Source organism: Phocaeicola salanitronis DSM 18170 (assembly GCF_000190575.1).
GTDB classification, from domain to species: Bacteria; Bacteroidota; Bacteroidia; order Bacteroidales; family Bacteroidaceae; genus Phocaeicola; species Phocaeicola salanitronis.
The window spans coordinates 251469-266647 of the sequence record NC_015164.1 but is presented as its reverse complement, the minus strand read 5'-3'; the positions used below and the strand labels follow the sequence as shown (position 1 = coordinate 266647).

Sequence of the window (15179 nt, the reverse complement as noted above, 5' to 3'; positions counted from 1 at the left end):
CCTCAATATTCCCAAAGCCAGATATCAAGACTCTTTTCCTTTGAATCTTCACCCAACTCTGCGTAAATCTTGTTTTTTACGCGGAGCTTGCTTCGTGAAACGGATGTGGGAGCTATGTTCAAGAAAACAGCTATTTCTGTGATGGAAAAACGAAGTTTAATCAAACAGCATAAAATTATTTCGTGCTCACTGAGGGATGAGATTTCTTTTGATAATCGTTGTGTGAAATTATGAAATATATTATCTGTTACTTGACATATGTCACTTAGTTCCGTATCATTCAAGTAGACAGGCTTCAAATGAAGATTTCGTAAGAATGGTATTTGCGTCAACAATAAAGAACATAATTCTTTTTCCCTTTTTTCTAATAATAGAAGTCTATCAGATAAAGTCTTTACATTCGACAATTCATGAGAAGATATAGAATAGGAAGCAATCTTTTCATGTAGCATATTTTTCTCTAAAGACAAACGTTCATTTTCTTTTTTCAAATTCTTGAGTGCCTCTATCTGCTCAATATAAAGCTCCTTCTTCTTATTGTTTTCTGCAAACTGTGACTGAAGTTCTACAATATATGATTCGTTCTTTTCAACTTCTAGCTCTTTTTGATGTAGTTGTAAAGCCAAACTTGTTAACTCCTCTTCTTTCTTTTGTATTGTAATTCGCTTACGCAAATAAATATAAATAAGTAAAATACCCAATAGCAGAACTATCACTACAGTAAACATCCACCAATAGGTGATATTAGCTTTTTCCAACTCCAACTTTTGTTTTTCTGTAATTAATTTTTCATTATTATACTTTTCTTTATAGGCTATGATTTGTTTTCCTTTATCTATAGCAATAATAGAGTCATTATAAAACAATAATGAGTCACAATAAGTTTTCAGGTATTGGTTGTATTTAGGCTTCTCACTTAATCTATATAAATATTCATAAACAGATGCCTTTGTATAAATATTATCAGTATTCAATGCTTTATTTAGATAATAAAAAGCTGAATCTAATTTGCCTAAACGAAAATAGTTCTTGCCTATTAATGAGAATGGACGATATTCTATTGGAAATGACTGCAAAATACTCAAAGATTTTTCTATTTTATGACTATTCGTATACACTAAAGCTATTTCATGTTGAATGTCATAATAATAATCAGTATTTTTAAGTCCAAGCTCTGCTGCTATTGCACTACATCTTTGATAGGACTCTATCGCTTTGGGAAGTTTATTTGAGATACAATAGCATCTGGCTAAATATTGTAATGCACCCATTTGATACCGTAAGTTTGAATCTCTGACAGCATAATCGTATGCCTTTGTGCAGGATTCCAGTGCATAGTCTGTTAAGTTACGATATAAATATAACTTTCCTAAAGAAGACATTATAAGGTATCCTGTTTTATAATCTTCCGTATTTTCTACTTCTGATTTACCTTCCAAATAATACTTCATTGCTTCTTCTATATGACCCAAATTGTAATTGATGTTTCCCATATAGAGGGCCGACATTGCCTTTCTACGGGCATTATTTGTAGGCTTGTAATAATCGTATGCTATCCGTACAAGCGAATCGGAAGAGATTTTCATCAGCTGTTTTACCTTTGCCTGTGAGGTCAGCAGACACCACAGCGCATGGTTCTCCTTATCAGTTTGTGACGAAGGAATCTCCATACTTTCCAATAGATGCAATGCACTGTCCGGATGGTCGAACATTACCTTTTCCGCTTGTTCAAGTTCCGGCATCAGTTTGTTTGTTGTTTTATTTCCGTTGCATCCTGAAATTATCAAAATAGAATATAATATTATAATTGCGTATATTATTTGTCTCATATAATCATTATTTTCGATGCAAAAGTATAAAAATATTGCTTTCAGCTATGTTCCTAAGGTTATTTATCGAGTGTTTTCCCGCCTTTGATAAGCAACCGTCCCCGTTTGCCTGTGCGAACGCCGTCGTACGAATACCACAAGGCGGCATCATTACATTCCCGGAAACAATTCGCAAATAAACCTGAGCAAAATTTAAACCTTACACAAAGCGCAACGTTTCCACCTTTTCCAACCGCGCACGCAAACGCGGCATTTCCGACTTACGGATGCGCAGACGCATGAAACAATCCATATCATAGGATTGGCTCACAATCTCAGGCAGATTTTCTTTCACAATCCGCATCACATCGTTCATAAAAGGATATTCAAAAGCGATGCCCACTTCTTCGTCAACCGTCTTTTCTACCACTTCGGCTTCCTCCAAAGCCAGTGAAGCAGCCGTACGGTATGCTACTATCAGCCCGCTTGTACCTAACTTGATACCCCCAAAATAGCGCACCACAATCACCAGCACATCGGTCAGCTCTTTCGAATTGATTTGCCCCAATATCGGTTTTCCGGCTGTGCCCGAAGGCTCTCCGTTATCATTGGCACGGAAATTCTTCCGCTCCGCCCCTAACATATACGCATAACACACATGGCGGGCATCGTAATATTTCTTCTGGTAAATATCCAGCTGCTCTTTCACCGCTTCAAGGGTACGCACAGGAAGGGCAACGGCGATAAACTTGCTCCGCTTCTCCGTATAAACAGCTTCCGAAGGTCCAGTTATGGTTCTATAGGTATCGTCCACGTGTCCTCCTGCCTTTTTCGGTTAACGTTGCGGGAAATGATGATTACGGTGAATCACCCGTACCTGAAGCTGGCGAATCAACGACTTGCCCAGAATGATAAGTGTCACGGCTATCAGTATCAGCACAATTCCCAATATAATGCGGGGAGTAAGCCGTTCGCCGAACACCAACACCCCGCAACAGATAGCGGTCAGCGGTTCTAATGCACCTAATATGGCGGCTGGAGTCGAACCGATATAATGAATGGACTTTGTCATTGCCACCAATGAAATAACGGTCGGGAACAAGGCAAGGCATACCGGATTTATCCATAATACCGGCTGGCTGACTACATCCAGTTGGGTGCAGAATTTCAGGCGTATCACATAGACGCTCAAGCCAAACAACAAGACATAGAATGTCAGCTTGGCGATAGGCATATCCTTCAATACCGAGCGGTTTACACCTATTATATACAGAGCATACGTGAGCGAGGATATAAAGACCAGCGTCACGCCCGTCAGGCTTAAAGTCTGCCCGCCTTCGCCTTGATAAAGCAACGAGATGCCCGTAAACGCCAATGCGATAGAAATCATTGTTATCGGGGAAACTTTTTCTTTAAAGAATACCGCCATCAGAATGGCCACCAGCACCGGATAGACAAACAGGATGGTGGAGGCAATCCCCGCATCCATATAATTATAAGACAAGAACAAAGTAAGCGACGAGAAGGAAAAGAGCAGTCCCATGATTACCAACGGCAACACTTCGCACCGGCGCAATGCAAACGACTGCTTCTGCACCAACATCATCACGCCAAGCATGACCAGCCCAAAGGCATACCGGTAAAACAACACAGAATCCGCCCCCATGCCATCGGCATAAAGAGGCAAGGCGAACAAGGGATTCAACCCATAACTGGCAGCTGCTATAGCTCCATACGCAAACCCTTTGAATGTAACACGCTCCATAAATCCAATCCGTTTTTCAAAACCGGGTGCAAAGATAGGAGTTTTTAAATGAAGAACGAAGAATGAAGAACAAAGAATTTTTGCGTTTTTACAATTCTTCATTTATGGGATAGGAGTTAGAGGGAGTTAGCCTTGCTTCTGAAACCGACATCAGAAACACAGATTTTCGAGGATTATTTTATAGTCAATCAGAAATGGATTGCGAAAAATCCGTTAATCCTTTCTATTGAACACAGAGGCACAGAGGCACGGAGAAATAAATATATAGAGAAGGTAAAGACCATAGAGTCAGACTTTTACTCTGTGAACTCTGTTCTCTCAAAAAATAAAGCTCTGTGTCTTTGTGTCTCTGTGTTCCATTCCATTTTTCGCAAACCAATTTTGTTTTACTATAATTGAATATCCGCGAAAATCTGCGTGAATCTGCGTTTCTGAAATAACTCCCTCTAACTCCTATTCCAGCTTATGAACAACAAGCCCCGAACGCAACTTAGGCTCGAACCAGGTGGTTTTGGGCGGCATAATGTTGCCCGTATCGGCAATGTCCATCAACTGCTTCATCGATACCGGATACAACGCCAGCGCCATTTGCATCTCGCCGCTATCCACCCGCTTCTTCAGCTCTCCCAATCCACGGATGCCGCCTACGAAATCAATGCGCTTGTCCGAGCGCAAATCCTTAATGCCTAATATCTCATCCAGAATCAACCTGGAAGAAATCGTTACATCCAGCACGCCTATCGGGTCAGTATCATCATACGTATCCGGCTTCGCGGTCAGGCTATACCATTTGCCCCCTACATAAAGCGAAAAGTTGTGCAAAGCCTGCGGCTTATAGATTTCCGCCCCCTTCTCCTCCACCTCAAAATGCTTTCTCAAGGCTTCGATGAAAGCTTGTGGAGTCAATCCGTTCAAATCCTTCACAACCCGGTTATAGTCAATAATGGTCAACTGATTGGCGGGGAAACATACTGCCATGAAGTAATTGTATTCTTCATCCCCTTTGTGGTTCGGATTCTGCCGGGCTTTCTCCGCCCCCACCAGTGCAGCCGCCGCACTCCGGTGATGCCCGTCGGCAATATACATGGCAGGAATCTTTTCAAATGCACGCGTGATGGCTTCGATGTCCTCCTCCGCGTCTATTACCCAAAATGTGTGGCCGAATCCGTCTCCCGGCGCGATGAAATCGTATTCAGGCTTCCGTTCCACATATTTCTTCACAATCGCATCCAGTTCCGCGTTTTCCGGATAAGCGAAGAAAACCGGTTCGATATTCGCATTATTCACCCGTACATGCTTCATGCGGTCTTCTTCCTTATCGCGGCGGGTCAGTTCGTGCTTCTTGATGTTCCCGTTCATGTAGTCGGGCACGTACGCACCTACCACCAATCCATATTGGGTCTTCCCGTCCATCGTCTGGGCATAGACGTAATAGCACGCCTTTTCATCCTGCACCAGCCAGCCTTTCTCTTGGAACATCCGGAAATTCTCTGCCGCTTTTTCATATACGCGCGGGTCATGCTCATCCGTTCCTTCGGGAAAGTCTATCTCAGGCTTGATAATGTGATACAGCGATTTCTCATTGCCCGCGGCTTCTGCCCGCGCCTCTTCCGAATTAAGCACGTCATAGGGGCGCGAAGCCACTTCCTCCACCAACTCTTTCGGCGGACGTATGCCTTTAAAGGGTCTTATCTTTACCATAGTATTCAGTTGATAATTAATAATTAATAATTAATAATTAACAATTATATCATACGCGGTATGGATTTTGCTACGCCGGATTTGTAATCCGCAAGAACAAAACAATCACAGTGCCGCATAGTTAATTATTAATTATTAACTATTAATTATTAATTATTAATTGTTAATTGATAGTTACTTATTCACCCGGAACTTCTCACATCCGTCTTTCAAAAAGCCGACAATCTGTTTTGCGGCTGCTATGCCCGCGTTGATATTGGCTTCGGCGGTCTGTGCGCCCATCTTCTTCGGAGTAGAGAAATAACGTCCGGGGAATTGCTCGGCAAATTCGGCATGATGGACCGGCATGATATCCGTCACATACTTCAAGTCAGGACGGTCGTTCATCAAGCGAAGCAAGTCTGCCTCGTTAATGACTTCCTTACGTGCCGTATTCACCAACAGCCCGTTCTTCGGCATACGGTTCACCAAATCATAATTGATGGAATTCTTCGTTTCAGCAGTAGCCGGGATGTGAAGCGAAACCACGTTACAGGTTTCGTACAAGGCTTCGGCGGAATCTACCGGAACGATTCCGTCACCCTCCATCACTTCTTTGGGGCAATAAGCGTCGTAAGCATAAATCTCCATGCCGATACCCTTAGCGATACGGGCCACATTGCGTCCCACATTTCCGTAGGCATGAATACCCAGTTTCTTGCCTTTCAACTCCGTACCGGATTTGCCGTCATAAAAATTGCGGACAGCCATTATCATCATTCCGAAAGCCAGCTCTGCCACCGCATTCGAGTTCTGCCCCGGCGTGTTCATTACGCATACGCCATGAGCCGTAGCCGCTTCAAGGTCTACATTGTCATATCCCGCTCCGGCACGTACTACAATCTTCAGTTCCTTGGCAGCATCCAACACTTCATTGTCTATCACGTCGCTCCGGATAATCAAAGCATTTGCGTCTTTCACCGCATCCAGCAATTGCGCCTTATCAGTATATTTCTCCAACAGGGCCAATTCGTAACCAGCTCCTTCTATTTCTTTACGGATACCGTCTACCGCTACCTTAGCAAACGGTTTCTCTGTTGCAACCAATATTTTCATCATATTCAATGTTATAGTTAATCAGGAATGAATAGCGGAAAAATCGAACACAGAGACGCAGAGACACGGAGAAAAAATTTATTTTTCAATGTACCATTTACTGCTTACTATTTCTATGATTTAATCGTACTTCGTAAATTGTAAAATCGTAAATAAGACTCTGTGTCTTTGTGCCTCTGTGTTCCATTCCATTTTTCGTAAATCAAATCAATGCATCTTCTCGAACTCCTGCATGCAGTCAATCAATGCCTGTACGCTTTCCACAGGCAGTGCATTGTAGCATGAAGCACGGAATCCTCCGACCGAACGGTGACCCTTAATGCCTACCATACCTTTTTCGGTGGCAAACTTCAAGAAATCAGCTTCCAGTTCTTTATATTCGTCAGCCATCACAAAACAAATGTTCATATACGAACGGTCTTCGGGAGCCGTCACCGTGCCACGGAACAACTTGTTGCGGTCAATCTCGGCATACAGCATGTCCGAACGCAGTTTGGCACGGCGCTGCATTTCCTCTACCCCGCCTTGCGCCTTCAGCCAACGCAAGGTCTGCAAAGCCGCATAAATAGGCACTACAGGAGGTGTATTGAACATAGAGCCCTTCTCGATATGGGTCTGGTAATCCAGCATGGTCGGAATGTGACGCGAAACTTTCCCTACCGCATCATTCTTCACGATAACAAAAGTCACGCCTGCAGGAGCCAGGTTCTTTTGCGCGCCGCCGTAAATGCAGATGTATTTCGATACATCAACCGGACGCGAGAAGATGTCGGAAGACATGTCAGCCACCAGCGGCACGTTTACCTCCGGGTCCGCATGAAGCTCGGTACCGTAAATCGTATTGTTGGTCGTGATATGGAAATAGTCCACGTCCGACGGCACTTCATATCCCTTCGGAATAAATGTATAATTGGCATCGGCCGAAGAGGCCACCTCTACTACTTCACCAAAAGCTTTTGCTTCCTTCATGGCTTTTTTCGCCCATGTGCCTGTATTCAGATAAGCGGCTTTCTTTTCCAGGAAATTATAAGGAACCATACAGAACTCCAGGCTTGCGCCTCCGCCCAAGAACAGCACGGAATAGCCATCGGGGATGTTCAACAACTCTTTAAACAACGCCACTGCTTCGTCTACCACAGGCTGGAAGTCTTTAGCGCGGTGACTGATTTCCATCAACGAAAGTCCTGATCCGTTAAAATCCAGAATAGCCTGAGCTGTTTTTTCGATCACTTCGCGAGGCAATATAGAAGGTCCCGCATTAAAATTATGTTTTTTCATTTGGTAGTTTGTTTTGGTTAAACAATATCATTAGTTCTTGGATGCGAAGTTAGCAATTATTTTTTTATATCCAAAAGTTTTATGAATAATTTTACGCTAAGCCGGCTTTCAGGCTTACAAATTACCAACAAGGGGCATATTTTAATTACACATTGACACAGATAAAAACAGAACACAGAGACACAAAGGCACGGAGAAATAGTTTATTTTTCAATGTACGGTTTACCATTTACCAGTTTGATATGAAATCATACTTCGTAAATTGTAAAACCGTAAATAAAACTCCGCGTCTCTGTGTCTCTGTGTTCAATATAAAGAACGGACAGATCTCTGACACAAAGTTATCATTTTGCCACTTCTATCAAAGCTTTTACCCCCTTAATCTTTTCATTTTGTACAAGTTTTAACACTTGTTTAGCCTTTCTTCGGGCGATTGCCACAAAAGCGTGACGTTCTTTCACGTCTACCTTCCCTATTTCGTCCTTCTGCAAACGGCCTTTTTTCGACAGGAAACCGACAATGTCTACCTTATTTATCTTGTCTTTTTTCCCTTTTCCGATATACAAAGTCACAAACTCGGGCAAAGGCGGCAAAGACACCGAACCGGGCAATTCATAATCCTCCAACGCGTCTTCCGGCAAATAAGAAGGCAACGCCTCCTCCTGATAAGCCAACACATACGCATTCCCTTCGTTTTCCCAACGCGCCGTCCGCCCGTTGCGGTGGATAAAGCTGTCCTCAGACACCGGAAGATGATAGTGCACCACGTTCTTTATCTCCGGAATATCCAGCCCCCGGGCAGCCAAATCCGTAGAGACAAGCACCGGACAGCTCCCGTTGCGGAACTTATACAGCGCCCGCTCGCGTTCGTCCTGCCCCATGCCCCCGTGGAACACCTCACAGTACATTTTCATCCTACGCAAATATTCCCCTACCCGCTCTACGCTTTCCCGGTGATTGCAGAACACCAGCGTCGATTCGTTTCCAATGCAGCAAAGCAAACGGAATAAGGTATCCAGCTTGTCTTTTACGGGAGACACCACTTTATATAAATGCAAACGGGAAGACAAAACGTGCTCCGGACGGAGGAAATCCAGTTTCCTCACTCTTCTTAAACCTGTAAAACGAGGTATTTCTTCGGCATCGGTGGCAGAGAGCAGGAAACGCCGTTCTATCCGGGGCAATTGCCCCATCACCGAAGCCATTTCCTCCTGAAAGCCGAATTCCAGGCACTTGTCAAACTCGTCTATCACCAACAGGCGGACCGCAGAAGCATCGAAATTCGCTTTCTGAAGATGGTCGTTCATCCTGCCCGGCGTACCGATAATCACCGCCGGATTCACGTTCTTCATCACCCTATGCTCGTCCATCGCCGGACGGCCGCCATAACAGCTCATTACATTATATTCTGTCCCCATCGCACGGAATACCTGGTCAATCTGCAAAGCCAGTTCACGCGAAGGAACCAACACTACAGCCTGCACCCCCTTTACTCCGGGTTTCAAAAAAGAAAGCAGAGGCAAAAGATACGCCAGCGTCTTGCCCGACCCCGTAGGCGAAAGCAAGATGACGTCATCCCCTCCCCCAAAAGCACGGATAGCGGCCTGCTGCATTTCGTTCAGCCGCTCAATATGCAGGCGGCTTAATATTTCATCAACATTCATCAAAAAATTATTTTAATAATAAAACATCGCTTTATGCAAAAGTAATGAATATCGACGGATAAATAAAGAAAGCCTTAGAGAATTTCTAAGGCTTGAAAAATAGAGGATTATATCAATTCTTAATTATCTGAACGAATCTAAGATAATTCCACAAAAAAAGCCTAGAAACGAAGACTACAGAAAGCAAACATTACTTTCCTTTCTCCATTTCTAAGCTTTTCATTTAAACTATTTACGCCATCGTACCGCCCACAATATCGAGCAATTCGTTGGTAATAGCCTGCTGACGACTCTTGTTGTAGAGCAACGTAAGCTCCTGCAACAAATCATTCGCATTATCCGTTGCAATTTGCATCGCCATTGTACGTGCGGCATGTTCAGCGGCAGCCGAATCAAGCAAGACGGTATAGATTTTCAAACGGAGCACTTTAGGAAGCAATTCCTGCATAACCCGCTCTGCTGAGGGTTCGATAATGTAATCTGCCTCCATCTGCCCTTTCTGCCTGCCTTCTTGTGCAGCACCTGCCTTTTGCTCAGCTTCAAGGTCAAGCGGCAAATAAGCCTCTTTCACCAGCACCTGCGAAGATGTTGACTTGAAGTGATTATACAACAGAATGATTTCCTGAACCTCGTCCGCCAAATAACGGTTGATCAGCTCTGCCGCCAAACCGGAAGCTTCCTGGTAATTCGGTTTGCCGCTCATGTGCTGGTAATCACCCATGGGAGCAAACCCCATTTTCTTGACAGCATCCGCAACTTTGCGTCCTACCGGATAAACCAAGATATTCTCTTTCCCGATTGTTTTCGCATATTCTGCAACCGTTTCCTGCAAGTGCCGGATTACATTGGCATTGAAGCCCCCGCACAAACTGCTGTTTGACGCAAACACGACGATGGCAATCTTCCTCACATCACGTTTCACAATGAAAGGCGACTCTACACTTTGCCCCGAACTCAAAAAATTGGTAAGCATGTGATGTAGTCTTCGTTCGTAAGGAAGCATGCTTTCGATATCCCCCTGCGCCTTGTGAAGCTTAGCAGAGGCCACCATCTTCATCGCCGAAGTGATTTTCAGCGTACCGTTGATGGAACTGATTCTTCCTTTTACTTCTTTCAGTGATGCCATGATGATTATTTTTCTTTAAATTGTCCTACTGTATCTGCCGCTACTTTTTCGATGATTGCCGTTACCTCATCACTGATCTTGCCAGCCGCCAAGACATCCAATACATCTTTTTGATGATTTGCACGCATGGTGGTCAAGAACGCATCTTGAAAAGCACGTATTTTGTCTATGGGGACTTCCCGCATCAACGAGTGCGTGCCACAATACAAGATAGCCACCTGTTCACCTACCGGCATCGGCGTGTATTGAGGCTGGATAAGCAACTGATTATTCTTACGTCCGCGGTCAATAGCCATAGCGGTGACAGGGTCCATATCGCTGCTGAACTTAGAGAATGCCTCCAGCTCGCGGTATTGCGCCTGGTCGATTTTCAACGTACCTGCCACTTTCTTCATACTCTTGACCTGTGCGCTACCACCGACACGGGATACAGAAATACCCACGTTGATGGCAGGACGGAAACCTTGGTTGAACAAGTCTGTTTCCAAGAATATCTGGCCATCGGTAATAGAAATCACATTGGTAGGAATATAAGCCGAAACGTCGCCTGCCTGTGTCTCAATGATAGGCAATGCGGTAAGCGAACCGCCGGCTTTCACCTTCCCTTTCAGGCTTGCGGGCAAATCGTTCATGGTTTCTGCCACCTCTTGCTGGCTGATAATCTTCGCCGCACGCTCCAACAAACGGGAATGCAGATAGAAGATATCGCCCGGATAGGCTTCACGTCCTGAGGGGCGGCGCAAAATCAAAGACACTTCACGATAAGCGACCGCCTGCTTTGACAAGTCATCGTAAACGACTAAGGCATGACGGCCTGTATCGCGGAAATATTCGCCGATAGCAGCTCCCGCAAACGGCGCAAAATACTGCAAGGCAGCAGGATCGGAAGCGGTAGCGGCTACCACAATCGTATAATCCATCGCGCCTTTTTCGCGCAATACATTTACAAGACTCGCCACCGTAGACCCTTTTTGTCCTACAGCGACATAGATACAATATACCGGATCACCTGCCTCATAATTATGGCGCTGGTTGATAATGGTATCAATCGCAATGGCGGTCTTACCTGTCTGACGGTCGCCGATAATCAGCTCACGTTGCCCGCGTCCGATAGGTATCATCGCATCAATCGCTTTCAACCCTGTCTGCAACGGCTCGGTAACCGGCTGGCGGAAGATTACTCCCGGCGCTTTGCGCTCCAAAGGCATCTCACACGTATCCCCTGTGATTTCGCCACGCCCGTCCAAAGGCACGCCTAACGGGTCGATAACACGTCCCAACATTCCCTCGCCTACATTAATAGAGGCAATACGGTTAGTACGTTTTACTACCATACCTTCTTTTACCTGGTCGGTAGGACCCAACAAAACGGCTCCGACATTATCTTCCTCCAGATTCATCACGACTCCCATGATACCATTCTCAAACTGAAGCAATTCGTTAGCTTCGGCATTACGCAATCCGTAAATACGAGCCACGCCATCACTCACCTGAAGCACGGTACCCACTTCGTCGAATTTCAGTGAAGTGTCAATCCCCTGCAATTGCTGGAGAAGCACTTCTGAAACTTCACTGGGTTTAATATTATTATTTTCTGGCATAAGCTTTGTTTTAAATTATTCTTCTGTTTTTTGCAATAAACTGCTGTTCTACACGCTTCAACTGGTTGGCTACGCTTGCATCCATACGAGTGCCTGCCACTTCTACGATATAGCCGCCGATCAGATTAGCATCCACTTTCGTCTCCAGTTCAACCGTTGCGTTATTCGCCTCAGACAATGTCTTTTGCAAATACGCCACCAGTTTAGGAGAAGGAACAGCCGTTGTCAATTTGCCGATGAGAATGTTTTTATCCTCACGATACAAGTCGATATACGACCAGGTCATGAACTGCAAGAATTTCTCTCTTTTTTCTTCCAATACCAGCCCGAAGAAACGCATCAGTTCCTGGCTCACGCCCGCTCCTCCCGCAGCTTCCCGCAAGAGTTTCAGTTTTGCCGGAATATCCAATACAGGATTTTCCACCGCGTGACGCAAACCGGCAACACGCTCAAAGTATGAAGCTAACGTTTTCACTTCTTCATATACTTTGTCTTCTTTTTTTGCCGCCTTCACATAAGCGAGCAAAGCTTTTGCATAACGTCTGGAAACAACTCCTGTATTCATAACCTATTATTTTTTAGAAGATTCAAGCATTTCATCCAACATACGGTCAATCAAAGCATTCTGCTCTTTTGTATCGGCAAGCTTACTCCGCATGATTTTCCCGGCAATTTCGACCGAAAGGACAGCCACTTGGCGGCGGATATCACGGATTGCACTTTCTTTTTCCGTTTCAATCTGTTTTTTCACTTCCGCCATCAGCCGCTGGCCTTCGGTAATAGCCCGGTCTTGAGCGTCTTTTACAATGCGGTCGCGTGTAACGGCGGCCTCACTCAAGATGCGGTTCTGCTCCTCACGTGCCTGAGCAAGAATCTTTTCGCCTTCGAGCTTCACGTTCGCCAACTGTTCATTCGCATCGCGTGCAGCCTTCAACGAATTATCGATATATGCTTTCCGGTCCTCTACTGCCTTGATGATTACGGGGAAGCCATATTTCGCCAACAAGACGAATACGACGCCGAACGTGATAATCATCCAGAACACCAGCCCCGGATCCGGAGTTAATAATCCCATAATGTATCGTTTTTATTATAAGAACAAAGTCAACAAACAAACCACGATTGCAATCAGAGCCACACCTTCGACCAAGGCAGCAGCAATAATCATGTTCATACGCAGATCGCCTGATGCTTCCGGCTGACGTGCCATAGCTTCCATGGCAGCACCACCGATTTTACCGATACCGATACCTGCACCCAATACTGCGATACCTGCGCCGATAGCAGCGCCTAATTTACTAATGCCAACACCTGCAGCAGCCTGCAATAAAACTGATAATAACATAATTCTAAAAATTTAATTGGTTATACTTTTAATTTATTACTTTATTTTTCTGCGTGTTCTTTCACTCTCGACAAACCGATAAACACGGCCGAAAGCATCGTGAACACATACGCTTGGATAAATGCGACCAAAAGCTCGAGCGCATTCATGAAAATTCCGAATGCCACAGCGACGATTGTCATTGAACCATTGATTACCGGTCCTGCCTTAACCGTGATGAAAATGATTGCTATCAAACTCAACATAGCGGCATGGCCTGCCATCATATTGGCAAAAAGACGAATCATCAATGCAAACGGTTTAGTGAATATACCGAAGAATTCTATCAACGGCATCATAGGTACCGGCACTTTCAGCCATGTTGGAACTTCAGGCCAAAAAATGTCTTTCCAATAAGCCTTTGTACCGAAAATATTGGTGAAAAGGAACGTGCATAATGCCAAGACCATCGTAATGGCAATATTACCTGTTACAGTCGCCCCTCCCGGAAAGATAGGAATCAATCCCATCAGGTTATTCACCAGCACAAAGAAGAAAGCGGTCAGCAAATAAGGTGCATAACGTCTGTAATCTTCACCTACACAGCCTTTGATTACATCGTCATAAATAGACATTACGGTTGCCTCTATCATTCCCACACCGCCTTTAGGAGCTCCCTGCTCTAACGCGTGTTTCTTATACCAGCGCGCGCAGCCCAGCATAATCACCACCAGCAACGCACTGTTGATGAACAAGCCAAGCACATTCTTGGTTATGGAAATGTCAAGAGGCCTCACCTCTTCACCGGCAGCATTCCGTTCCACTATCTTACCGTCATTGGCACCCCCCTCGGCAATGTACAAGCCTTCGTATTCTTCTCCTCCTTCCAAATGAGAAGAGCAGAACACATGCCAGCCCGTACTGCTTTTTACGATTACCGGAAGGTGGATAGTGAGATGAGTGTCGCCAAACGAGACTATATGCCACTCGTACGCGTCACCGATATGCCCGAATATCAATTCGTTCACATCTATCTCCCCATCACTGCCCGTTTCCGCTTTCAGCGTCGTGGTTGGAATTGCCAACAAAAGCAGCAGTGTTATTACTATGTACCGTATTTTTTTCATTTTTTACTTGTTTACTTAATTTCAGTTTCGCTTCAAAGCGAAGGAAGAAACGGGTTTCAAAAACCAGAAACGCAAAATAAAAGAAAACGAATGCAGCCACGAAAGCACCCACCTCGTCTTCTATTACGAATCCGTAAAATATCAGTACCAAAGCGCTCAAAATAAATTTCAGCACCTTACATATCAAATAAGTCATCGCTATTTTGTCTGCCCCCAGCTGATAGCTGAATTCAAACATATAAATATAGAAAAGGCCAAAGACATAGAAAAACACAGGAATCAGCGGAAACCATTGGAAATACCTTTCCGGGAAAAAGAAATGGAAAAACAACAGCGTTCCGATTGTCAGGATCAGACCTGTCCCTGTCAGTTCCTGAATGAATTTCTTCTTTATCGCCTTTAATAACATTCTGTCAATAGCATTAACTCAAGCTTCCCTCTCTTTAGAGCTCGGCACAAACTGATATCTGATTGTCCCTGACTTCTACAAATCCGCCCTTGATAGCCAAGGCATGCGATTCTTTTCCAGCCGTATACCTCACTTCTCCAGCCATAAGCGAAGAAATCAATGGCGCATGGTTCACCAGCACTTGAAATTCTCCAAGCTCGCCGGGCAATACAGCCATGTCCACTTTCCCATCGAAAACGGTCTGTTCAGGTGAAGCGATAACCAGATGAAGTTCTTTCATT

15 protein-coding genes are annotated in these 15179 nt (G+C 44.6%); all 15 read right to left on the bottom strand.

The genetic code is table 11. The features are described 5' to 3' along the window. Positions 1 to 2: 2 nt before the first annotated feature. On the bottom strand, positions 3 to 1829 hold the full coding sequence (locus BACSA_RS01150; RefSeq protein WP_013616297.1) for a tetratricopeptide repeat protein: 1827 nt from the start codon (positions 1827 to 1829) through the stop codon (positions 3 to 5). Positions 1830 to 2028: 199 nt separating this feature from the next. After that, on the bottom strand, positions 2029 to 2622 hold the full coding sequence (locus BACSA_RS01145) for an IMPACT family protein (protein WP_013616295.1): 594 nt from the start codon (positions 2620 to 2622) through the stop codon (positions 2029 to 2031). A gap of 21 nt (positions 2623 to 2643) precedes the next feature. Next, complete coding sequence (locus BACSA_RS01140; protein WP_013616294.1) at positions 2644 to 3573, bottom strand: DMT family transporter; 930 nt, start codon at positions 3571 to 3573, stop codon at positions 2644 to 2646. 453 nt (positions 3574 to 4026) lie between these two features. Next, on the bottom strand, positions 4027 to 5274 hold the full coding sequence (locus BACSA_RS01135) for a DUF1015 domain-containing protein (protein WP_013616293.1): 1248 nt from the start codon (positions 5272 to 5274) through the stop codon (positions 4027 to 4029). Between the two features lie 174 nt (positions 5275 to 5448). Continuing rightward, complete coding sequence (locus tag BACSA_RS01130) at positions 5449 to 6369, bottom strand: NAD(P)-dependent oxidoreductase (RefSeq protein ID WP_013616292.1); 921 nt, start codon at positions 6367 to 6369, stop codon at positions 5449 to 5451. A gap of 207 nt (positions 6370 to 6576) precedes the next feature. Then, a complete protein-coding gene (gene serC / locus BACSA_RS01125) occupies positions 6577 to 7647 on the bottom strand; it encodes a 3-phosphoserine/phosphohydroxythreonine transaminase (RefSeq protein WP_013616291.1) in 1071 nt (356 codons plus the stop codon). A 344-nt stretch (positions 7648 to 7991) separates the two neighbouring features. Then, positions 7992 to 9311, bottom strand: a complete 1320-nt coding sequence (locus tag BACSA_RS01120; protein ID WP_013616290.1) for a DEAD/DEAH box helicase — start codon at positions 9309 to 9311, stop codon at positions 7992 to 7994. Between the two features lie 232 nt (positions 9312 to 9543). Further along, on the bottom strand, positions 9544 to 10437 hold the full coding sequence (locus tag BACSA_RS01115) for a F0F1 ATP synthase subunit gamma (protein WP_013616289.1): 894 nt from the start codon (positions 10435 to 10437) through the stop codon (positions 9544 to 9546). Positions 10438 to 10442: 5 nt separating this feature from the next. Continuing rightward, a complete protein-coding gene (gene atpA / locus BACSA_RS01110; RefSeq protein ID WP_013616288.1) occupies positions 10443 to 12038 on the bottom strand; it encodes a F0F1 ATP synthase subunit alpha in 1596 nt (531 codons plus the stop codon). Positions 12039 to 12048: 10 nt separating this feature from the next. Next, positions 12049 to 12603 (bottom strand): F0F1 ATP synthase subunit delta, encoded by a 555-nt coding sequence (locus tag BACSA_RS01105; RefSeq protein WP_013616287.1) that lies wholly within the window; start codon positions 12601 to 12603, stop codon positions 12049 to 12051. 6 nt (positions 12604 to 12609) lie between these two features. Then, on the bottom strand, positions 12610 to 13113 hold the full coding sequence (atpF, locus tag BACSA_RS01100) for a F0F1 ATP synthase subunit B (protein ID WP_013616286.1): 504 nt from the start codon (positions 13111 to 13113) through the stop codon (positions 12610 to 12612). 15 nt (positions 13114 to 13128) lie between these two features. Then, positions 13129 to 13383 (bottom strand): ATP synthase F0 subunit C, encoded by a 255-nt coding sequence (gene atpE / locus BACSA_RS01095; RefSeq protein WP_013616285.1) that lies wholly within the window; start codon positions 13381 to 13383, stop codon positions 13129 to 13131. A 41-nt stretch (positions 13384 to 13424) separates the two neighbouring features. Then, positions 13425 to 14489, bottom strand: coding sequence for a F0F1 ATP synthase subunit A (gene atpB / locus BACSA_RS01090; RefSeq protein WP_083802505.1), 1065 nt, complete (start codon positions 14487 to 14489; stop codon positions 13425 to 13427). Then, positions 14404 to 14898 (bottom strand): hypothetical protein, encoded by a 495-nt coding sequence (locus tag BACSA_RS01085; RefSeq protein WP_013616283.1) that lies wholly within the window; start codon positions 14896 to 14898, stop codon positions 14404 to 14406. Before BACSA_RS01085 ends, atpB begins: the two co-directional genes overlap by 86 nt. A 34-nt stretch (positions 14899 to 14932) precedes the next feature. Then, positions 14933 to 15178 carry an ATP synthase F1 subunit epsilon gene (gene atpC, locus BACSA_RS01080; protein ID WP_013616282.1) on the bottom strand — a complete coding sequence of 82 codons (246 nt, stop codon included), beginning with the start codon at positions 15176 to 15178 and terminating at the stop codon, positions 14933 to 14935. Between the last annotated feature and the right edge of the window lies 1 nt (position 15179).

Bases quoted from the DNA above. Each gene is read 5' to 3' on its own strand.
- BACSA_RS01150 (WP_013616297.1), bottom strand. From the start codon at position 1,829: ATGAGACAAATAATATACGCAATTATAATATTATATTCTATTTTGATA.
- BACSA_RS01140 (WP_013616294.1), bottom strand. From the start codon at position 3,573: ATGGAGCGTGTTACATTCAAAGGGTTTGCGTATGGAGCTATAGCAGCT.
- BACSA_RS01135 (WP_013616293.1), bottom strand. From the start codon at position 5,274: ATGGTAAAGATAAGACCCTTTAAAGGCATACGTCCGCCGAAAGAGTTG.
- BACSA_RS01130 (WP_013616292.1), bottom strand. From the start codon at position 6,369: ATGAAAATATTGGTTGCAACAGAGAAACCGTTTGCTAAGGTAGCGGTA.
- serC (WP_013616291.1), bottom strand. From the start codon at position 7,647: ATGAAAAAACATAATTTTAATGCGGGACCTTCTATATTGCCTCGCGAA.
- BACSA_RS01120 (WP_013616290.1), bottom strand. From the start codon at position 9,311: ATGAATGTTGATGAAATATTAAGCCGCCTGCATATTGAGCGGCTGAAC.
- BACSA_RS01115 (WP_013616289.1), bottom strand. From the start codon at position 10,437: ATGGCATCACTGAAAGAAGTAAAAGGAAGAATCAGTTCCATCAACGGT.
- atpA (WP_013616288.1), bottom strand. From the start codon at position 12,038: ATGCCAGAAAATAATAATATTAAACCCAGTGAAGTTTCAGAAGTGCTT.
- BACSA_RS01105 (WP_013616287.1), bottom strand. From the start codon at position 12,603: ATGAATACAGGAGTTGTTTCCAGACGTTATGCAAAAGCTTTGCTCGCT.
- atpF (WP_013616286.1), bottom strand. From the start codon at position 13,113: ATGGGATTATTAACTCCGGATCCGGGGCTGGTGTTCTGGATGATTATC.
- atpE (WP_013616285.1), bottom strand. From the start codon at position 13,383: ATGTTATTATCAGTTTTATTGCAGGCTGCTGCAGGTGTTGGCATTAGT.
- atpB (WP_083802505.1), bottom strand. From the start codon at position 14,489: ATGAAAAAAATACGGTACATAGTAATAACACTGCTGCTTTTGTTGGCA.
- BACSA_RS01085 (WP_013616283.1), bottom strand. From the start codon at position 14,898: ATGTTATTAAAGGCGATAAAGAAGAAATTCATTCAGGAACTGACAGGG.
- atpC (WP_013616282.1), bottom strand. From the start codon at position 15,178: ATGAAAGAACTTCATCTGGTTATCGCTTCACCTGAACAGACCGTTTTC.